Annotated in this window: 10 protein-coding genes; 7 read left to right on the forward strand and 3 right to left on the reverse strand. The window is 47.5% G+C overall.

The window, feature by feature from the left end; genetic code table 11:
* Positions 1-158: 158 nt before the first annotated feature.
* From imuA to QNM19_RS16840, 3 genes are read left to right on the forward strand one after another with little or no spacing between them, the layout of a single operon-like run.
* Complete coding sequence (gene imuA, locus QNM19_RS16830) at positions 159-854, forward strand: translesion DNA synthesis-associated protein ImuA (RefSeq protein WP_156202209.1); 696 nt, start codon at positions 159-161, stop codon at positions 852-854.
* A gap of 5 nt (positions 855-859) precedes the next feature.
* Entirely contained in the window at positions 860-2332 is a 1473-nt protein-coding gene (locus tag QNM19_RS16835; protein ID WP_049863851.1) for a Y-family DNA polymerase, read from the forward strand.
* A complete protein-coding gene (locus tag QNM19_RS16840; protein ID WP_082225379.1) occupies positions 2332-5508 on the forward strand; it encodes an error-prone DNA polymerase in 3177 nt (1058 codons plus the stop codon). The genes QNM19_RS16835 and QNM19_RS16840 overlap by 1 nt, the downstream gene beginning before the upstream one ends.
* A gap of 103 nt (positions 5509-5611) precedes the next feature.
* Here QNM19_RS16840 and QNM19_RS16845 read toward each other — a convergent pair whose 3' ends face one another.
* From QNM19_RS16845 to QNM19_RS16855, 3 genes are all read right to left on the reverse strand, one after another.
* The gene (locus QNM19_RS16845) at positions 5612-6949 is read right to left on the reverse strand and encodes a glycosyl hydrolase family 28-related protein (RefSeq protein ID WP_049863852.1); all 1338 of its coding nucleotides are present in this window, start codon (positions 6947-6949) and stop codon (positions 5612-5614) included.
* A 210-nt stretch (positions 6950-7159) separates the two neighbouring features.
* Entirely contained in the window at positions 7160-9172 is a 2013-nt protein-coding gene (locus tag QNM19_RS16850; RefSeq protein WP_284026967.1) for a methyl-accepting chemotaxis protein, read from the reverse strand.
* A 700-nt stretch (positions 9173-9872) separates the two neighbouring features.
* The gene (locus QNM19_RS16855; RefSeq protein ID WP_049863853.1) at positions 9873-10664 is read right to left on the reverse strand and encodes a hypothetical protein; all 792 of its coding nucleotides are present in this window, start codon (positions 10662-10664) and stop codon (positions 9873-9875) included.
* Between the two features lie 126 nt (positions 10665-10790).
* On the opposite strand from QNM19_RS16855, the gene QNM19_RS16860 reads away from it, so the two are divergent.
* The 4 genes from QNM19_RS16860 to QNM19_RS16875 all read left to right on the forward strand — a co-directional run bounded on the left by QNM19_RS16860 (position 10791) and on the right by QNM19_RS16875 (position 22284).
* Complete coding sequence (locus QNM19_RS16860) at positions 10791-11123, forward strand: hypothetical protein (protein WP_156202210.1); 333 nt, start codon at positions 10791-10793, stop codon at positions 11121-11123.
* 82 nt (positions 11124-11205) lie between these two features.
* A complete protein-coding gene (locus QNM19_RS16865; protein ID WP_049863855.1) occupies positions 11206-14031 on the forward strand; it encodes a fibronectin type III domain-containing protein in 2826 nt (941 codons plus the stop codon).
* Between the two features lie 150 nt (positions 14032-14181).
* Positions 14182-21318, forward strand: a complete 7137-nt coding sequence (locus tag QNM19_RS16870; protein ID WP_284026968.1) for an RHS repeat-associated core domain-containing protein — start codon at positions 14182-14184, stop codon at positions 21316-21318.
* A 21-nt stretch (positions 21319-21339) separates the two neighbouring features.
* Positions 21340-22284 (forward strand): hypothetical protein, encoded by a 945-nt coding sequence (locus tag QNM19_RS16875; RefSeq protein ID WP_049863858.1) that lies wholly within the window; start codon positions 21340-21342, stop codon positions 22282-22284.
* The last annotated feature ends 371 nt before the right edge of the window (positions 22285-22655 follow it).

The raw sequence follows: 22655 nt of genomic DNA on the forward strand, positions 1-22655 counted from the left end.
TACTTTAGCTGACTTTGGTTGTAACTGCTTGATCTGGATTAAGTGTTTTATGCTTTTCGGATACCTTAACGCGCCTGCTTAGTACGCGTTGCCTACTGCATGCTTGCACTTTGCTCAACAGTAATTATACTGTATAAATATACAGTTTGGGGGGTGCTATGAGTAATTTAATCGAACTATTAGAGCGTCAGGATCTGGTGTGGCAGGGTGCAGGGCTTGCAAAGCGTCAACAGCAAAATGGGGCTGTCATTGCGACGGGGTTTGCTGAATTAGACAAACATTTGCAGGGCGGCTTTCCCAAAGTGGGTGTGGTTGATTTACATACCGAGTTGGGGATTGGTGAACTCAGGTTGTTATTACCTAGCCTGATACAGCAAGATGGCCTGACTGCGGTGATAGCACCTCCAGCGCGACTGAATGCCGATGCATTACAACGTAGTGGAATGGACACCAGTAAACTCCTGGAGATCACTCCCGGATCTCCGCAGGAGGCATTGTGGGCCGCTGAACAATGCTTAAAAAGCGGTGCCTGTAACAGTGTGTTGCTATGGCATGGCGAGTTACAGGTACATCAGGTAAAGCGTTTGCAACTGGCTGCTAGCACGGGTGAAGCGTGCCTGTATTTACTGCGTCATGAGCACCATTGCCAGGGGACGTTGCCGGTGTCTTTAAGTCTGGGCCTTAGCCCACATGCGAGTGGCCTGAATATCACCATTAAAAAGCGTCGAGGTGGCTGGGCTCAGTCCCGGTTTGCATTGGATATGTCATCGCACTGGCCTGAACTAACCGAGCACTTCCATACTCAGCGCAAAGCAATACCGGATGCAATGCAGCAGTATCGTACCGGCGGATAGTAACCATGACTTTGTGGTTGTATTTACATTTTCCTGCTATCCAGCTCGATAAGCTGAAAATCGCAGCGCAGGCGCAACAACCGGATGCTCAACAGTGTGCTGAGACGCTCGCAGCATCATCCCGGCCTTGTATTGTTGTGGGAGGGCGAGATAACACAGTGATGCAGCTGGATCAGGCCGCTATGCAGCTGGGGATTTCAGCCGGAATGGGACTGGCCGGTGCGGCAGCACGCAGCCGCGATCTGCTTGTGCACCCCTATGATGAAGCGGATGAAAGCCGGACTATGCGTGAAATTGCCCAGTGGCTGTATCTGATCACTGCCGATATTGCCTTATTTGCACCTCAGGGGCTTTTGTTGAAAGTCAGTGGCATGCTGGCTATGTATCGCGATTTATCTCACTACCTGGCTACGTTGCGTGCACACCTGGATACTCAGTCATTTAGTTATCGGTATGCGTGCGGCTACTCTCCGGAAGCTGCCAGGCTGTTGGCACAGCATCATGGTGCGTTAGTGAGTCAGGACTCTGCTGTGCTTGAAAGCGCTTTGCATGGCCTGCCTCTGACGGCTTTATCATTGCCCTCAAAGCAGCTTGAACGGTTACGGCGGGTGGGGTTTAAAACCGTGGCCGATGTGTTTGCTTTGCCTTTAGTGGAGCTGGGTAAACGCTTTGATTGCGAGTTGGTGCAGTATGTGTCCAGGTTACGGGGCAAAGTGCCTCATCCGGTGACTTTTTATCAGCCAGAGCCAGAATTTGAGCGTCATTTGCCCCTGTTATATGACATAGAAAACCTCGATTGGTTAAACAAGCCGTTACTTAAGCTTTTGGTACAACAGGAGCAGTTCTTACGCTTGCGAAATCGTCATGCCAGACAATTAGCACTGACCCTGTATCAACGTGATGCTGACCCGCAGGTACTGGATATTGGTCGCGCAGAAGGCACAGATCGTGCTGATCTCTGGCTGACCTTATGTGATCTTAAGTTGAGTAATGTGACACTCCATGGTCCGGTACAGGCGGTAGGGTTAAAAGTGACTGAGATGAGCCAGCCTGATGAGCTGATGCCTGACTTATTTACCGAGCGGCGCGGTACCATGACACCAGCCGGGTTAGTTGCGTTATTACAGGCTAAGTTAGGAGAGCAGGCAGTACAGGGACTGACTGTGTGCGATGACCTGCGCCCTGAGCTGGCGAGCGGATATTGTACGCCATTGAGTGCGCCAGGCACGTCTTTGTTGGAGAAGTCTGACAGGCTTCCTGCCACAGATTATCTTCGACCCGCTTTTTTATTACCGAGCACGCAGCCTTTGCAGCATAAGGTGACTGTCCATCTGGGGCCTGAGCGGATCTGTACCGGCTGGTGGGATGCACATGGGGTCGAGCGTGATTATTTTGTTGCTCAGGATGAGCAGGGGCGCTGGTTGTGGGTATTCAGAGATCGCCAGCAACGGTGGTTTTGCCATGGAGTTTTCAGCTGATGGCCGCGCATCAATCGACTATGTTCACACTGCCTGTTGCGCGTGCAGAGCATGAACAGCAAGCTCTTCAGCATGCAGGGGAGCCACCAGGAGGTACTAAGCAGCCTGGCTACGCAGAGCTGTTTTGTCAAACTAACTTCTCTTTTTTACAAGGGGCATCCCGGCCGGAAGAGTTGGTGAGACAGGCCGATTTCCTTGCCTATACTGCGCTGGCCATCACTGACGAATGTTCGCTGGCTGGGGTGGTGAGAGCCTATACACTGATTAAAAACCAGCAATTGGATTTACAACTGATAGTAGGCAGTCTGATGCGTTTTGAAACGCTGGAGGTGGTGTTGTTATGCCCGGATAAAGCGGCATATAGTGAGCTGTGCCGGGTGATAACCAATGCCCGGCGACGCGCCGAGAAAGGCCATTATCGGTTAGCGGAGTGGGATTTATTGTCGTTGCGTCATTGTCTGCTTATCTGGTTACCAGCAGGCAATGAGCAGGATGAGCAGTGGGGTGCCTGGCTGGCACGTCATCATGAAGGTCGCAGCTGGTTAGGCATACAGCGACATTTGGTTAATCAGGAACAGCGTTTTATTCATCACTGTGAAACGCTGGCTGCACGGTATCAATTGCCTGTCACGGCGTGTGGCGGAGTATTAATGCACCACAGTGAGCGGCTCAGGTTGCAACATACGCTGACGGCGATCCGTCTGAATCAGCCGATTGAGCAAGTTAAAGGTGCATTGCTGGCGAATGCTGAGCGGGCGCTGCGTAGCCGGGAAAAGCTGAGTAAGTTGTTTAAGGCGACCTGGCTGGCAGAGTCGTTGTGTATTGCAAAGCGGTGTACCTTTGATTTGGGATCGCTGCGTTATCAGTATCCAGCGGAGCTGGTTCCTGAAGGCAAAACGGCGATGCAGCATTTACGTGAGTTGGTAAAGGTCGGGCAGCAGCGGCGCTTTGCGCAAGGTATTCCTGATGAAATTGCTCAGACCATAGACAAAGAGCTGGCACTGATTGAGGAGCTAGACTACCCCTATTTTTTCCTCACCATTCATGATCTGGTGTGCTTTGCGCGTAGTAAAGGGATTTTGTATCAGGGACGAGGCTCGGCGGCCAACTCTGTGGTGTGCTATTGCCTGGAGATCACTGCGGTTGATCCCCGCCAGGTATCGGTGTTGTTCGAGCGCTTTATCAGTAAAGAGCGCAATGAGCCGCCAGACATAGACGTTGATTTTGAACATGAGCGCCGCGAAGAAGTGATCCAGTACATTTATCACAAGTATGGCCGTAAACGTGCTGCACTGGCTGCAACGGTGATCAGTTATCGCTTTAAAAGTGCAGTCAGAGATGTGGGTAAAGCCTTGGGGATTGAAGCGACTCAGCTTGATTACTTTATTCGCAATGTCAATCGCCGTGATCGGGGGCAAAACTGGCAGACCCAGTTAGCTGAGCTGGGCTTGCAGCCAGAGTCGCTCAAAGGGCAGCAATTTCTCTCGCTGGTTGAAGAAATCATGGGTTTTCCCCGTCACCTTTCACAGCATGTGGGAGGCTTTGTGATCTCAGCTGGCCCTTTGCATGATCTGGTCCCCATTGAAAATGCGGCCATGGCGGAGCGCACGGTTATCCAGTGGGATAAGGACGACCTGGAAAGCCTCAAACTGCTTAAGGTCGATGTGCTGGCGCTGGGGATGTTGAGTGCCATTCGTAAAACGTTTTCGCTCATCGCACAGCATACATCAAGAGCGCTGGATCTGGCTGAGTTAACCCGTATGGGCGACGACCCTCAGGTATACAAAATGCTCCAGCGTGCAGATACCGTAGGCGTATTTCAGATAGAGTCCCGGGCGCAAATGAGCATGTTGCCCCGCTTGAAACCTAAGTGTTATTACGATTTGGTGATCCAGATAGCGATTGTCAGGCCAGGACCCATCCAGGGCGACATGGTGCACCCTTTTCTGAAGCGCCGTAATGGCGAAGAAGCCATCACTTACCCTTCGGAGTCTGTGAAAGCCGTGCTGTCACGTACCATGGGGGTACCTATCTTTCAGGAGCAGGTGATTAAGCTGGCGATGGTTGCAGCCGGGTTTTCAGGTGGGGAGGCAGATCAGCTGCGCCGGGCCATGGCTTCATGGAAAAAAAGCGGCGAACTGATGCAGTTTAAAGAGAAGCTGATCAGCGGTATGCAACAGCGGGGTTATGAGGTCAGCTTTGCAGAACGTATTTTTGAGCAGATCTGCGGCTTTGGCGAGTATGGATTTCCGGAAAGTCATTCAGCCTCATTTGCTGTGCTGGCTTATGCATCTGCCTGGCTTAAGTACTATTATCCAGCCATGTTCTATACCGCTTTGCTGAACAGCCTGCCAATGGGGTTTTACAGTGCTTCTCAGCTCATTCAGGATGCCAGACGCCATCAGGTTGAGGTGCTGCCTGTGTGCGTGAATGCATCCGAGTATGATCATCATATTTTCCAACAGCACGACAGGTTTGCGATCCGGCTTGGCCTGCGTCTGGTTAAAGGGTTACAGCGTAACAGTGCAGAGCAACTGCTGGCGGGTCGTCCTGACAATGGCTTTGCTGATATGCAAGCGTTACAGCGTCTTGGGTTGCCTGGTAATGCATTGGAGAGTTTGGCATCTGCCAATGCACTTAAAGTGTTACAGGGCGACCGTTATGCCGCGCGTTGGGCGTTGATGGATCAGGAGCAGACGCTCCCTTTGTTTGCTGAGTCCTCAGTGGCTGAGGTGTCATCGTGTGCTTTTCAGCCGGATGACATGGATGATCTGGTGGAAGACTATGCTGCATTGGGACTTACCCTGGGAGAACATCCGGTGACGCTGCTTGATAATGCAGGTAAACTGGGTCGCTTTACTCGCATGGCAGAGCTCCGTGCCTGCCGTCATAAATCCCTGGTCACCGTAGTGGGGGTGGTCACTGGCAAACAGGCACCCGGCACAGCTGGTGGCGTGACCTTCTTTACGCTGGAAGATGATACAGGGAATATCAATGTGGTGGTCTGGGCTGGTACGGCACGCGCTCAAAAGCAGGCGTATCTAAGCGCTAAGTTACTAGAGGTAAAAGGGATTATCGAAAAAGAAGGTGAGGTTATTCATGTCATTGCCGGCAGGTTGATTGACCGTAGCGAGATCCTGGGCACGTTACACAGTAAATCACGCGATTTTCATTGAGTGCATTATATGTTGAATAGAGCTGGCGTTATAAATTAAAGGTAACCAACAGGCTACCTTTATTTATTTGTCATGAGCTGCCAGATAGCAGCGTATGCTTCAATTAATGGATGCGCTCTAACGTTACCTTACCGCCAGTCAGCCCACCGCCGCCATTGTAATCCAGTTTAGCGTATATTTTTCCGCCATCGACCTTGAATTTGATGCGGCCAACGCCTGAGGTGTGATGTACTTTGGCGTATTGACTTGCGCCATTCCAGTTGTAAATGGCGTACTCTTCCAGTACTGGTTCATAGCCATCTCGAATACCTGAGATCATCACCTTGTAAGCGCTGTTACCTGCAATCGCCATATAAGCGGGTAATGCAACCCAGCTACTGTTTGCTGGTAAACTGATGTTGGCTGTCAGTTTACCTGGCAAATAGGCTGAACCTGAGTCTGCGCTTGTTGTTCCACCAATGGCCGGGACATGTCCTTTTACTTTGGTATTTTTCAGAATCACATTGTGTTGCCACCAGTCCTGACCGGTCATGCCATTGACCGTGATCACACCACCGTTATCGGCTTCAATCACGGTGCGGTAACGATTATTACTGGCACCACCTTGCGCAAAGACACCGTTAATATCAAGCGTTCTGGAATTCTTAACCTTGAATACGGTTTTCACGCCTTCAGCATAAAAATTATCGATCTGGTTGTTCCAGGTTTTGTGCTCAGCTGGGCCATAGATCTCGACACCAACCTGAGAGTTCTGAACAGTAGAGTTTGTGATATTACTGCCCATAGCGGCAAGTTTGATACCCGTGTGTGAGCCTTCAACATAGATGTTGTCGAACACGTTGACATTATTAAACCAGCCGTTTGGTTCGATATTCCAGTACGCCGGATCACTCCCATTGCCATGTAAATGAATGCCATAATTGACGTTGGCAATAAACAGATCCTCAAAGCGGCTCCAGATCACCCATTTACCGTAAACACCATTATCAAATCCGGAAATATCCAGTTTAGAGAAATTTGAACGATAAGAGGCAAATGGGATATCAATCGCAGTGCCTTGCTTAAAACTCGCCGTCTGGACCAGAGCCAGATCATGGACTTCTACATTATGCGCTACTTTCAGCAGGCTGATATTGGCATTGGTCGTCAGTCGCGACAGATTACGCTTCTCACCATATAACTTAATTCTTGAGTTGTGCGAGCCCTTTACACGCGTTACATCCAGCGTGTTAGAAACATTAAAAGTACCTGCGGGGATGTAGACGCTTTTATCATTCTGTACTGCGTAATCTATGGCAGCCTGAATTTGTGCTGAGTCATCACGGTTATCGTTGGCAATGGCACCAAAACGTGGGTCAGTGATGGAAATCGTGTCGGCGTCTAGTGCGGCCGCGGAGGAGGAGATCAGCACAAGACCGATCAAAGAAACCTTGTAGTTCATAATTATCCTTATAATTAGATGAAAATATCCAAAAAAGAGCTGGGCTATTACCCATTAAGGATACTAATAAAAAGAGGAGAAAAGTGCATCGTTTTATTTTAAAAACATGCATTTATTGAGTCTGGACTTGAGAAACCAGCAAATATAGAAAATGACAGGTGCGCAGCACGTACCCCTGCCATTTTCAGCTTCGTATTTGCATGAACAGTGCTAATTTCTCAGCCTGAATTTACGTACCAACTGAGCCAGTTGTTCTGCTTGTTTATTGAGCTCTTGCGCAGACAGCGCAGCAACCTGGGTATCTTGCAAAGAACTCTGGCTGGATTGCTCGATATTTGAAATGTCCTGGGCCATTTCGCTGGCAACCACAGATTGCTCCTCGGTGGCTGTGGCAATAGCCTGGATCATCGCGGCAATTTCTGAAGCGCCCTGCACAATATCATCCAGCTGGGTTCCTGCGGCCTCAGCCATAGACACACTTTGATCAACCTGAGATACGCTGTTTTGCATAGAGCTGACCGCATGTTCTGTCTGAGATTGAATAGACTGTACGGTTGATACCACTTCTTCGGTTGCCTTGGAGGTCCGCTCTGCCAGGGTTCTTACTTCGTCGGCGACCACCGCAAAGCCGCGGCCCTGCTCACCGGCACGGGCAGCCTCAATAGCTGCGTTTAATGCAAGCAGGTTAGTTTGCTCGGCAATGCTGCCAATGACACCAATTACATTACCAATCTGACTGCTCAGCTCACCCAGGTGAGTCACATTTTCAGCGGTTTTTTGTACGTTTTGTGAGGCGGTTTTTATCTTACTGACGGTTTGCCCGACGGTTTCTCCCCCACCTGATGCCAAAGTACGAGCCTGCTCCGCATGGCTGGCAGCCACCTGGCTTTGTGATGCAACTTCAGAGACCGTGGCGCTCATCTCCTCAATGGCGGTCGCAACCTGAGTCGACTGATCTGCCGAAGAGCGGCTGCGAGACGCGATTTGATCATTGGCCTCGGCAATATCCTGACTGGAAGTACGAACATCGTCGACGACTTGTGCAATAGAATGGAGTAATTCGTTCAAAGAGCGGGCCATTTTATTGGTGGCTTCAGCAAGCCCGTCAATTTCATCCTGACCTTTATGGTTAATGTCTCTGTCGGAGATATCACCGGCACTGATCCGCTCTGCTACTCCCAACACCTGGTTCAGCCTGGAGACGATAGAATTGCTGATCAGATAGGCAATGACCATACCTAAAACGGCGGCAACCAAGGTGATCACAATGATGACAATCGACGTTGACGTGAGTCCTTCAACTAACAGCTCTAATGCACCAGTTGCATCGTCTATTTCCTCTCTTGCAGACACGTCGAGAATTTTTGCGATATCCTGAATGTGCTTTTTGTCCAGTTCGCTGAGTGTCGCGGTGGCCAGCTTAAATGCAGTGGGATCATAACTGTTAAACACCACTGTTGCTTCATCCCGGATGGCTTTATATAAGCGCTTGATGGTCGCGATGTCCTGCAGCTCGTTAGGTTTTTGCTCCAGTGGAATAAGGAGGTTTAAGTATTCTTCAAAGCTGGCTGCATCGTCGTTAAAGTCTGCCTCTGCATTTGTATTACCGGTCGTATGAGAAATGATGGCCGCTATCATATCTCCGGCTTCATCAACCAGCTCCAGATAGTACCGAACGCCTGGGAGGTCATCATTGAGCGACTCCTGTAAGTCGGTTGATTGCATTGCGTCGTTAAACTCTTGTTCTTTTAATTTATCCAGCAGCGTTTCTAATTGCTCTCCGGTGGAAGACTCCAGACGGTCAACTCGCGCTTTAATGCGTTGGTATGCATCAGGGTCATAGCGGCCAAAAACATCTTGGTTCACGCGCTGATGATAGGTGGTAATGCTTTTGAGAATATGGGCCATTTTTTCCCGATCAGCTTGTTTAGCAGACTCGTAACGATACAGCTCTGTGTGTACTTCTTTGTATTTTTGGAACACGTCATTAAAGGCGGATTTTTTACTTGCATCGCCATTCATATATCCGAGTGCTGCACTTTTGAGCTGATGCTCGGTATCCAGTAACCGGCTGTAGAGGATCATACCTGGCAGGTCGTCGCCAATCACTTCCTGCGCACGGGCGGTTTCGGTCGCTACCTTAAACCACACGAGTGTACTGGACATCACCATTAGTACAATCAGAACACCAAAGGCTGAGTAGAGCTTATTACTGAGTTTCATAGGATCACCAAGTTTGAAAGAGGCGTCATCCGTGGCTTACTTTTCATTGTGTTATCGTTCATAATTAAAGTCGTTAATTGCAAAAAGTGGTAACTTTTATCTTTGATGTAGCGCAAAATTTAGCACTGTCATGGCGGCTATCTATAAATGAACAGTACATTCTTGAAACGTTCCAAAAGTAAGAAGAACTTTTTCGTTTTTGAATGTGCTTTTCGAGCGAGCTGTGTGTTGGACAGTAATTTGGTTTTATATTTACGCAACAATTAGAAAAGCACTATAGAAATAGACTTAGCCTATTTCCATATAGAGAGCGTTTTTATTGCAGTTTTATTGATTTAAACCAATATGTTGTGAATATAAACGAGTGAAGTATGAGATATTTAATAAGCCCTATTAAATATCTCATAATGGGTTCCAGGCTTTACCGTTAGATTAGGTGGTGCAACAGCCGCTGGCTTTTCCGAACTGACGTTTTGGCAGATCTGAAGTGGCATTTTTGACTATGGGCCCCTTTAACCTCTCAAGCCTTATTTACCGATGCAGCTATGTTTCATATGTTTAAATGCGATGCTTTTATGCAGGCGTTATTGTTCTGCTATTGGCCGTATAAAACTATGCGAGGGTGTTCAGGTTCGGCTGTTATATCATATTTAAAGCAAAGTAACTGCCGTGATGGAGGCAGTTACTTATCAACATGATGTTAAGGCTTGATTTGGCAGGGCGCTGGGCCACATAGCGGGGTGGTTGCGGGTTGTATTTCATATTCATATGCATACTGAATATAGTTTCTGTCATGAATGTTCGTACACTGTCCTGTTTCAGCGGTTAGGTAAGATTCATTGGCCGTTCTTTGGCCCAATTGGACAGTAAAAAAGCGTCCCTCATTAATTTGCTCATTGAAATAAACTCTGTCCGCAACCGCGTTTATTCTTTTGGGTCCGGTGCAACCATGTATGCGATAATAGTAAGTAAAATCCTGTTTATAAAATGCTCTACGAGGGTATACGGTTTTTATATTCTGGCTAAATTCATCAGGCATGATCATGACAGCCAGGTCTTCCCATTGCTGACCTTCTTCTAACTTTAAGATACGGCCCAGTTTGGTAACGCCATCACCTTTATACAAATATAACACCGAATCATCACTGTATTTTTGTTGCACACGAAGTGAGTGGATGCGTTCAATGCCGGGATTATCCTGGCAATCACCTGCACCTGTAATGGTTACCGGTTTTTGTTGCTCAAAGGCATTAACCAGCAAAGCGTAGCTGGCTTTGCCACTGGCCGTATTCAACGATAAAGTCCAGTGTTGTTGGTATTCACTTGCAACACAGGCTGCGGGTGTTCTTGATTGCACCGGGTTGGCCAGTTCTATCCGTACGATATCATCCTGGACCGTCAGAGAGTCTATTTGGCTACTGGCATAACACATTGGACTGGCACACAGTATCGCAAAGGTAAATACACGTGCCTGAGACGCAGAGTTAAACATGTAAGAAGTTCCGTATCTGTTTTCTTTTTGGGGATTTTACATTGCTTTTCAGGGACCGAAAAGCGAAAATAGGTACTAACTAATATAAAAACATAAATATTCATGCCCATTAAAATCTGCTTGTTTATGATAATTAGCCTGCTAGGGCTGGGGAAAGTGTTCGCAGAGCCAATAAACTCAACGCCTCGTGCATTTTTAGGCGAAGTAGAAATCGTAAATGATGTGGTGTATTTTCAGGCTCTTCTGCCTGATATAGCCTCAATCGGTTGTGCTAACACGGATGCGCCATTTCATTGGGCGTTTTCTCTGAGTTCTGCTGAGGGTCCTTCTCTGTATCGGGCTATATTAGCCGCTCAATCCGGCAATGTTCAGCTGGCCGTCACTCCCGCAGGGGACTGTGCAGCCGCATCTGGGGTCGCGCGTCCTGCAGCCATCACACTATTAAAACCTAAACAATAACCAGACGACTCAGCGGCAATGTTTGAGTCAGCACGAAGGAAATAGCCGTATTTACGGCATATAAACTAATATCAGGGACATTATGAAACTCTCACCCGTGTTATTGCTGATGGCAGTGCTTTGTCACATGCCGGTTTATGCATCATTACTTTCGCTATCGAGCTATGACTTGCTTGATACCCGCCCTGAAGTGCCCGCAAGAACACCAAATGCCCGTCAGGAGTGGGATGATTACCTGCTGACGCTTAAGCACTTAGAAAATGGTGAACGGGTGTTAACCTGGCATCCTCAGGCTGGCCAGACGATGTATAAAGTGGCATACAAAACCTCTGATGGGACCTGGACAGAAAAACTTATTACAGATACTCAGTTTGCGATTGATGCCTTGTTGTCGGGGGCGGTGGAATTTAAAGTAACCGGGTGCGAAAGCGAATTGCTGTGCCGTGACTATGGCAATGAACTCAGTACGATATTAGATGCACACAATAATAGCTTTCTCTATCTGCCACAGTATGTGCCGGGTAACACCGCTTTTCGAGTTTCTTATACCCAAGTCGCTGATGCCACGCGTTATACCTTGCAGCGCAGCAAAAATGAAAATGAATTTAAGGACATAGCAGACAGGGTACACCGAGCGGGTTTTGCACAAGGACATTACGATGAAAGCGTGCTGGCTGCAGGGCGTTATTGCTATCGACTGGTGACTCATAGCGCAACACAAGCTGTACGGGTTTCTGCGCCAGCATGTGCCGAAGTTGATATGAGAGCGATGCGAGCGCCGGAACATTTTGTTGCGCAAGCCCAGGCGCAGGGCATCTATAAACTGAGCTGGCCTGACGTTGAGCGCGCCGACTATTATCGCCTGGAACGGGAGTCGTTAACTCTGGTTACATCAGAATCTGACTCTGGGTCACAAGTAACTGAGCCTGCAATGGTCCCAGCGGACTCAGCGACACGCTTTGCACGCAGCGCGCGAATGGTCCAAGCAACACCGACCGCGCCGACTGAAAAACGTACCTACCTTAAATCCTGGCAATTAGTCGGAGATGATAAAAATACCGACAAAACTCAGGTTCATACCCTGGATACTTTCGAGCTTTCGGGTGCACAAAATTATCGTTTATCAGCGTGTGATAAGCATGCCCAGTGTTCAGCGCCTAAGACACTGTCTTATACTGTGCCGGTAGCACATATGGTAAAAGGGCTGCCCGAGTCAGCAACAGCTCAAGCGCTTAATCAGAACACGGTAAAACTAAGCTGGACCGACGTGCCAGGCGCCGACACTTACACGGTGACTATGTCGCGTAAAGGTGCTTACTGGCAGTCTCGTTATACCGGGATCACCGACACCAGCTTTACTCAGGAAATTTATTTGGCCGGAGACTACCGATTTGAAATTCAGGCATGTCTTGATTCCGGGTTTTGCGGTCAGACAAGTCAGGTCGGCACTGAGCTGCGTTTTTCATTGGGCTCAAACTCAAGTATGACGCCCTCTGTGTTGGTTGTGCCTGAGCGGGTAAATCCGGGGGCCGCGTTTGAGATCAAATGGGCAGCGCCCCGCAGTGGTGAAGTGGCCCACTACGAAGTACAGGGCGAATTACAAAGTACGCTGATCAAGGGGGCTTTCGAACAAGGTCCTGATGGCTACTACGCTTTTCGTCGCCCGGCGCTGCCTCATGGCAGAAAGTACTGTTACAAGGTGCGCGCCTGGTTCACCACCGGAGAAGCGGGGGCTTATACCCCAACTCAATGTGTTGCCGTTGGCGAGACGGTATTTGATGAAGTAGACAACTTCCAGATAAATCACGTTTCTCGCTATGACTTTAATGTCAGCTGGGAAGCAAAGCAGGGGGCCAGTGCTTATCTGCTTGAACTGCAAACGCGTACCGATGATGGCAAAATTCGCTGGCAGCCTGTCTATTATGGTGAGCAAACGCGAGTAATGCAGCAGCTTGGGCCGTATCATTTGCATCATTATAACCGCCTCGGTCATTTGGCGATGCGTGTATCAGCGTGTAATAGTGATCGCGTGTGTGGTAACCATATGCGCGCTTACCTGCGTAATATTTCCACCGCTGCGTTTTTAAATCCGGTCTATTTACCACACAAAGCGCCGGCTTGTATTTCAGTGCCCCAGCAGATTGAATCTGGTGAGCCGCTTAGTGTGAATTGGTGTGAAACACAACACAGTGGTGTTGCAAAATATGAATTACTGGGGGAGTTACAGAATGTGATCCTGACCGTGACGGTGGATACTGCACGGCGCGATATGCATCAGTTAATGACCACGACCCGAAACAACTTAGAAGCAGGCAGGGAGTATTGTTACAAAGCCCGAGCTGTCTATCAGGATGGCAGTGTCAGTGGCTTTACCGATAAGGTGTGCACCCAGATTGGGCCCTTGGAGTATCCAGCTCCGACGGACTTTTCAGTCAAAGCGCTCACAGAGAAAAATCACTTTGAGCTCAGCTGGAAAATAGTCTCTGGGGCTTCTTCCTATCTTATGGAGCAACAAACTCGCCTGGGCGTCTGGCAAACAGTGCCTTGTCAGCTGAGGAAAATCGCGTTTGGCTGGCTCGCTTGTACCGTGCAAGCGAGTGCAACGCAAAAAGTCCCTGAACTAGACAAAGTCGTTTACCGAATTGCTGCCTGCAGCCGCAATGGTAAGTGCGGCAACTTTACGCGTTTATCCTTTAACCCAAATCCCGCGCCCGTTATGTACCGTGATTCACTGGGCAACTTATATCAGGCTGAACAAGCTGTGGGCGTAGGTGCCATTGCTTATTATAAGCGTGTTAAAGGCCCTCAAGGCTGGTACTGGCAACCACTGACGCTCAGCCAGTGGCAGCAATTGGCGCTGCAACCTATCAAACTGAATGCTCCGAGTCTGAATGTGACGAAAAAATAACACATTGCCAACGGTGCATTGGCTCACACATACAGAGTCACCACGTCATCAAACCGCCTGCCTGTCTGTAGCTTAGGCTATGCGTGGCAGGCGAAAAATAATACACACTGGAAACATGCTACTGCGAAAAAGTACCAATAAGGAGGTCTTTTGAAAAGACGGTTAATCTCAGTCAGACGCAGTGCCATGCTGTTAGCCCTGATGGGCTTCAACAGTATGGCGTCGACTGATAAGCCTACCAGCTACACCCTCAAATGGAGTGAGGTTGAAGGCGCTTCACATTATTTATTAGAAGAAAAGCAAAGTGATGGCAGCTGGAAACCCGTGGCGGAAACGCATACAGATGCGTTACTACAGAAAATTACTAAGCAAACACATGGTACTTATACTTATCGGGTGAGTGGCTGTATTACAGACAGCAGCCAGAATGTGCACTGTGGTGAGGAAGTGGCGGAATATAGTAAGTCGCTTGCCGTCAATACCAAGTCGATTGGTGTTGCTGATGTGACCTTCGAGTTTGCAGCAACGAATGATGATAAGTCACTAGACTTACCGGGTAAATACAAAGGTGAAATTACAGCTGTCACACCGGGTGAGTTCCGCGTTGATGAAGCCGGTAATGCAACCTATCAGATCCCTTTGGATTTGCCGACGGGGGCCGGTGGTATGAAGCCACAGGTCAGCCTGGCTTATTCCAGTGGTAACACGCAACCCAGCGTTGCGGGGATAGGTTGGTCGCTTTCCGGGATATCCGCAATTAGCCGATGCGACAAGTCGCATTACTACGACAATTTGGGAGAGATGTATGTACAGGGCGTTCAGTTTGATCTTAATGACGCATTTTGTGTTGACGGACAACGCCTGATCCAAATTACGGATGATGGTAATGAGCAACTGGATGTGAATTATGATGCGGTCTATCGCACGGAAAATGATTCATTTACAGAATATTTCAGAGTCACAGCATCTGGTGATGTAACCGGGTTTGTTGCTAAAACCAAGTCCGGCGAGACGCATTTTTACGGCAATTTGAATACTACATCTAATACAGCTGCTGCAAACTCTGTGCAGGCCATCAATTCGGCCAAAACCGGAAATGTCGCGATAAATAATACCTGGGCTCGCAGCTCAATAGTCGATTTATTCGGTAATACGATTAAGTATGACTATACCTCTGGTGAAGAGGACGTGTCGATTGATCAGCAAATGTTGATGTCCTCCGTGATATATGGCGATATAAAGCTCACGCTCAATTATGAGAAAAGTGGCTCTAAATATGGCTTCAGACATGGGAACCCTTTTCAGATAACGCAAAGACTGCAAAGTGTTTCGATTGCTGTGGGTGACAAAAGCTATAAGCAATACTCTTTACAGTACCAGCCCTATTCTGCGCAGCCTAAGCTGGAATTAGTGACGTTGTGCCAGGGAGAGTTTATGGTTTCTTATGGATGTGCCAAACCTGTCAGGTTTGCTTGGCATCCGGAGGCATCATTAGTTGATGTTGAAAACCCAATAGAGTTAGAGATCGGAGATTCACAGAAAACCAAACATTCACTGACCGCGGATGTGAATGGTGATGGCGCAGCCGATATTATTAAATATGTTGGGGAAGGGAGCTGGCATGTTAATTATGGCCTGGACGGCCGAGCGGATGCTTTTTTTATCCCGGACAGCCAGTTTGACTCAAGTTCTGACGCAAGACAAGCGGGGTTAACCCGTGTTGCTGATTTAAATGGGGACGGTCGCGCCGACCTGTTGATTAGGGCCAAAGGTAAGGACAACATCTACAAGTGGCACTTGGTCACACATGCAGGCTTTCAGGACTATGACGACACTTGTAACTCAAATTTATCGAATAATATTATCGGTATCTGTTGGGGAAAACAGTCAACAGGTGAATTTAAAACCAAAGTGCTCCTTGAAGGTAATGACATCAGTAATATTGAGTTTGCAGACATTGATGGTGATGGTCTGAAGGATGTGACTTACCTTACTGATTCTACATATGTGCATGCCAGAAAAACACGCGTCTCTGACACTGGTGATGTGACTTTGCAACCAGAGCAGCAATTGTTGTTTGTCGACGACATTGATTCTGACTTGCTTACCAGAGATCTTGGCACAGGGCAAGAAGAGCTCTTGTTCATAACGAGTTTTAAGTGGCTGGAAGTCAATGGTGATGGGCTCAGTGACTTAGCGGTTTCACTCGAAGTATATGGTAAAACCTGTGAGGAAGATCAGGGTGGAAATGTAAGATGCCAGGAAGGTGGCGATGGGTATGAGCTTCATACTCTGCTTAATCAGGTCGGTCAATTTCCAGAGCATGAGCTTCAGGTATCCAAGATGAATCATCCGGACAGTCTGAAGGTCGCAGATTTAAACGGCGATGGGTTGACTGATGTCATTTATAAAGCAGGGCAGCGTTGGAAGTATATCGCGTCGAATGGAGTCGGGTTTGAGCCTGCGGTTGAGTTCAGAGCCTTAAATGGGCTACATGAACGTGACATTATGGTTTTTGATTATGACTCTGATTTAAAACAGGAGATTCTGACCTATTCTAAGGAAAGAAAAGAATGGAATGCTTATGTATTTGCATCATCATCAAACCAGTTAATTGGTGGCTATACCGCCGTCAAAATTGAGCGAAGAGAGTCGGATACCGAAAGAGATTCTCTGTTGTTTGGCGACTATGATGCTGATGGGCTTGTGGACTGGATCCGAGTTCGACGTACGTTAGAAGATGCAACTGCGGAGATCTTCACCCGAGCTCAAACCAATAAAAAGTTTAACTCCATTTATCGTTTTACCGATGGGATGGGCAATGCGACAGAAGTGACGTATAAGCCGCTTAAAGACGATACCGTCTATGAAGGGGTTCTGCAATCGCGTTTCCCGATCATCACTGTAACTAACCCTGTGTATGTTGTTGCCGAGGCAAGCAGCCCGGATGGGATAGGTGGTACGGCAAAGGTTCAGTATAAGTATGCCAACATGGCATTCCATGGTCAGGGCCGAGGTGCACTAGGTTTTGGCATGCTGACGACAACCGATAGCCGGGATCCTAACTACGACATAGTGACCACAACTCACTATTATCAAGGCTTAGATGATAACGAAACGGTTCGCAGCTCATTGCCATCACCGCACCTGATTGGCCTACCCAGACTGACAACGCGTAAACTGGTTAAAAAGTCGGATGACAGTGAAATCGTACTGTCTGAATCTAAAAATACCTATCAGCAGATCACCACCAGAAGTGGCATCGATGCGAATGTAAGACGCAGTCCTTACTACACTTATGTCAGCAATAGCACTGAGACGGCTAATTTCCTGAATAGCAGCAGTACAGCAGGTACTTATGTAAATGGCGGACTGAAGTCAACGACAACAACGACGCAAAGCTATGACCAAGATGGTAACCTGACCGTTAGTCAGGTAACTGTGGCTGATGCTGCCGGCAAGGCATATTCGACCAAAACGGTCAATGAATATACTGCGACGGCTAGTCAGTGCGATGCGGTGCCTGTACCAGACGGGAGCGAGCAATATTCAGGTGATTATGGACGTTATGGGCGTCTGACCTGTGCAACGGTGACTAAGGCATCTCCGGACAGCGCTGAAACCCGTCAAAGTGCGTTTGCCTATGATGACAAAGGCATGTTGAAAGTTGAAGTGGCAAATGCCCATCATGACGACCTGCAAGTGGCAACCACTTATGGCTACGATAAATGGGGTAATACCACTTCTACCAGCATTGCAGGAAAACAACTGGTTAAGGGCACGAGCTACAGTGACTTACCTGTTTACTCAAGCGCTGTAACACGTACCTCCACAGTGACCTATGATGCCAAAGGCCGTTTTATCGAACAGTCTGCCAACGAAGGCGGGCATTTAACGTGCTTTGATTACGATCCGGTTTCCGGGTTACTGCAATCAGAAACGACTCATGTTAACTCTTGTGGCGAGGCGGGCGGTCTGACTACGTCTTATCGATATAATGCGCTGGGTCAACCAACTGGTGAAGAATCACCAACCGGGATTGTCACCACGATTACTCGTTCTTTGGAGCAACAAGGCTTTAAAGAGGTTTCTAATCGCACGGGTGGGCAGCCAAAGATCACTTACTATGATGCTATGGGCCGTCCGACTAAGGTGATCACCCATGGTTTTGATGCGACGACAACCAGTGTCGTGCTCAAGGAATATGATGCCTTTGGTCGAACCTATCAGCAAAGCGTACCACTGCTTGGAGATTTACAGGGCAACTATAGTAGCCCAACTGTAGGTGAGCTGACTGAGACTAGGTATGACATTCTGGGCAGAGTAGTTTATTCAGCAGCTCCTACCTTTAATGGGAAACGCCAGACAGTTTCAACCAGTTACAGTGATTTTACTATTTCTGAACTCCACAGTAGCAGCGCAGGGACTGTGACAAAAGAGTCAGTTTTCAATGTTGAAGGACGCTTAGTATCTGTCTCAGATAATGTCAATGAAGAGTTGGGTGCGGAAAAAAGTAGTATTAGCTATCAATACAACGTAAATGGGCAGCTGAAATCGACAACAGATTCGTCTGGGAACGTGGTGACAATTGCACATGATGTGCTGGGCAACAAAGTGGGGATGCAAGATCCTGACAAAGGTACCTGGCAATACCGTTACAATGCATTTGGCGAGTTAAAGTGGCAGAAAAATGCTAATGGGGCGGTTACCTGGTTTGACTATGATGCAATGGGTCGAACAATATTAAGAGTAGATGACGCTCAGTCAGCAATGCACGCACAGGTACGTTGTTTCTATTATGATACTTTAGGTGCCGGTACACTGGAACGAGAAAAAGTGGTTAGCGGTCATAGTTGTAGTGTCGATGCAAATCTAGAGTTTGAGAAGTCCTACAAATATGACAAGTACTACCGACTGGAAGAACTCACAACAAGTATCTACAGCAGCGAAGATGAGTCCTATCAAGTCACTCAACGCTCTCACTATGACAAGTTAGGTCGTATTTATCTCAGTGAAATGAGTGATACATTTGCCGTTGGGTATAGATTTAATGAGCGAGGCTTTAAATACCAGGAAGTTGCATTACGCTATAACCCGAGCACTCAAAAAGTTGAAGAAACCACGTTAAAGACGATTTCTGAGGTTAACCACCGAAATCAGGCGACTGAAGAAAGTTACTCTGGTCAAAAGTTAACTTACGGGTATGACGGAGCGACGGGACTCAGCACCGGGTTAACTGCAACTAATATTCAAACGCAGACGGGCACAAACAGTTTCTCCGCTGTATATGATTACAATGGGGGGGGCCAGCTTAAGACTCGTACTTTCACCGGGCTGTACAGCAAAACCCGGACAGAAAGTTTTACCTATGATGGTTTAAATCGCTTAAGTACCGCAACAAATCAGTTTGGCAGCATTAAGCAAACCTTACATTATTGCTACGACGCCCTTGGCAATATGCTGAAAAAAGGCGCAACGACCAACTGTCAGGCAGGTGACAATCGCTTTATGTATGGCAACAGCCAACGCAGCACTGCCAATGCCGGTCCTCATGCACTGAGGTATGACAATAAAACCGGTAAAACTTATCACTACGACAATAATGGCAACATGACGTCGGATGGCTCAAGGACATTGCACTATTCTGGCTTTGATAAGGTTACGCAAATTCACAAAGCCAATGAGCTGCGCGTGCAGTTTAGCTATGGCGCGGGGTTGAGTCGCTACTATCGTAAAGATACCTATCTGAACGGCGAGGATGAAGCCAAAGGCCAGCTCAATAAAGAGACCTTCTATCTGGGTAATTTCGAGCGCATTGTGACTGATTCAGGCGATATTACACATCAGTATACTGTGGGTAATATGCAAATTACTGAAAATAAACAAAGCGGCGAAGCAACACATCGCCTGATGGTCCGGGATTATCTGGGCTCGGTGCTGGCGGTCAGTGAAATCAACGCCAACAACACGGCAGGTAAACTGGTCCAGACGTTCCGTTACGATCCCTTCGGTCAGCAGTTTGCCATGAATGAGGGAACAGGGAGTGTTTTCCATGGTTACATGAGGTATGGATTCACGGGCCATGAGATGCTTAATGAGCTGAACATCATTCATATGAATGGCCGGATTTACGACCCCACTTTGGGGCGTTTTTTACAGGCTGATCCGCACATTCAGGCACCTGAAAACAGTCAGAGCTATAACAGATATAGCTACGTTTTAAATAACCCATTGAGTTATACCGACCCCAGCGGATACTTCTTTAATAAGATATTTAAAGGGTTGAATGAGCTCTTTGGAGACTTTGCACCTTTTGTGGGCATTGCGTTAATGTTTGTGCCAGGCATGCAAGCATGGGCAATGCAAAGTATCTGGAATTCTGCATTGATCGGGTTTGTGTCCGGGGGGATTGCAACGGGAAGCCTAAAGGGGGCTGTGATAGGGGCTTTAAGCGGTGCGGCATTCCAGAAAATTGGCTCCCACTTTGGTAAAGAGTTTGGTTCATTTGCTAAAGCATCACTTGGCGAGCAATTACAATGGGCAGGTGCCCATGCATTGACTGGGGGAGTTGCATCCAGTTTATCCGGCGGCAAGTTTGGTCATGGTTTCTTCTCAGCAGGTTTTACTAAGTTTACGATGGGGAACGCAGGCTTTGACTATAAAAACTTGAGTAGTTCAGCTGTTGCGGGAAGAGTTGCAGTTGCCGCCCTTGTAGGTGGTACGGCTTCAGTCATTTCCGGCGGTAAATTTGCTAACGGTGCTAGAACAGCGGCTCTGGCACAGCTACTCAATGCGGAAGCGGAGGCGTTCCGTCGCGGCAAGCTTGCTCACAAGGTGCTTCAGGCTGAGCTTAAAAGAAGAGATCCTGGCCAATGGAAAGATGAAGTTGAAGTCAATAGCCAAAGGACAAAAAATGGTAAAGGATACTTGGATCTTAAACATCTGAGTTCCAATGAAGCATTTGAACTAAAGCCAAACAACTATGCGGGTGCAAAATCGGGTATTGAACAGCTTAATGATTACGTTAAATCAAACCCAGGTCTTAAGTTAGGCAATCTTGATCGGGTTTTTAACGGTGCTGATGCGATTAGACTCTATGGAACGGTAGGTTTAGTAACTTATGAGTTTGTCTATTATGATGCGGGATACCACCCTGGTTTAATTGTTTATGATTATTCGGTGCACCGGAACTGGGTGTATGATATTGCTACGGCATTCGTTCCCGTAACAAAACTGGGTAGTGCTTTTAGAAGTAGCTCGACGCAAACCAAGAGCTTTGCTTTTTAACTGAGTTAAATGAGGAAAATAATGTTATCTGATAGCCTAAAAAGAAAAGTACTCGCGCTGTTTATTCCTTATTGCGATGCTAGTCGGGATATTGAATTGTTGTTATCTCAACAAGGGTTTAGTGCTCATGAACTATTGCAGCAATTTGAAGGTGCATTTTTAGATACAAATACCCATTATCGATTTATGCAGGAAATAGGCAAGGAGCAAGTGGGCTCGATTGATGGCGGTATTGCGACCTATATAGGAGAGCATGCAACAGGCTACAAGTCACCGTATCTTGAGCAGTTAGAACGTGAGCGAGATGAAAGAAATGGCATGAGCTTTGACCAGTTCAGAGAGTCGGGGCCCCGCTTGTGGGAGCTAGAGCTTGACGAAACAAGGAAGTCGAGGTTGAAGTTTCAATTTGAGCAGCGCGAAAAATTTGCAACGCAAAAACAAAGCTTTGACATTCAGTTTGATGAACACAAGCGCAAGGAGGCTGAGTGCTTCAGTGACAATGAGCTTACTTCAGCCTCTGGCGTAACGATGGATAGTTTGAAGCAAACTATAGATGCTGAGTTGGGTTCACTAGGGTTTGAAGAATCTAAAAGGTATTCATCAAAGACCTATCCGATTTTTTCAAAAGCCTTAACAAATGAATACATGCTTTGTTGTGGTATTGGTAATAGCGATGACATATTTCTTCAGGCAAATTGTGGCCGGATCAACCTCGCGTTTCATATTAGGGAGAAGTCTTTCCGAAAAGCTAAAGTAGAGGTGAGTCCTCATACAGAGGTATCAGGAAGTGAGAAATTTCTCATCCTAGACATTTGTGCAATTGTTCCCTATTTTGCTGATGCTTACGCGAGCTTCAGCTCTCCACAGGAACTTAAATTAAATATTAAAGCACAAGTCACTCTATTTAACTTAGTGTTCAGGGAGTTAGAAGGTGAAGTAGCAGCCCTGTTAGCGGCTAACAGCTAATTTAGCCGAAAGCAAACTCAAAAAAAGCATAGCCATGAGTACACCTCAGGTTATGCTTTTTATTAACGTGTTTTATTTCTCACCATTTTACATCTGTATGCTTTTTAGATACTATTTGTCTGAAATTTGGACAAGGTGGTTTGTTTCTTACCCGACAGGCACTGTCCCGCAGACAATTGATGCAAGGAAATGCGATAAAGTCTCTAACTTTGCGGCTATAAGCCGCGAACAGCCTTATTTGCCTCTCCCGCTTTAACTGTCTTTACTACTGATATAAAAATTGAATGACTTTGGGGTGACTGGCCTTGTGTGTTCCTGCACGCGCCTTCGCTCCAAATTGGATTGCCTGAGCGGCTGCACTAACGCATCAT

This window comes from Pseudoalteromonas ardens (assembly GCF_030125445.1).
GTDB classification, from domain to species: Bacteria; Pseudomonadota; Gammaproteobacteria; order Enterobacterales; family Alteromonadaceae; genus Pseudoalteromonas; species Pseudoalteromonas ardens.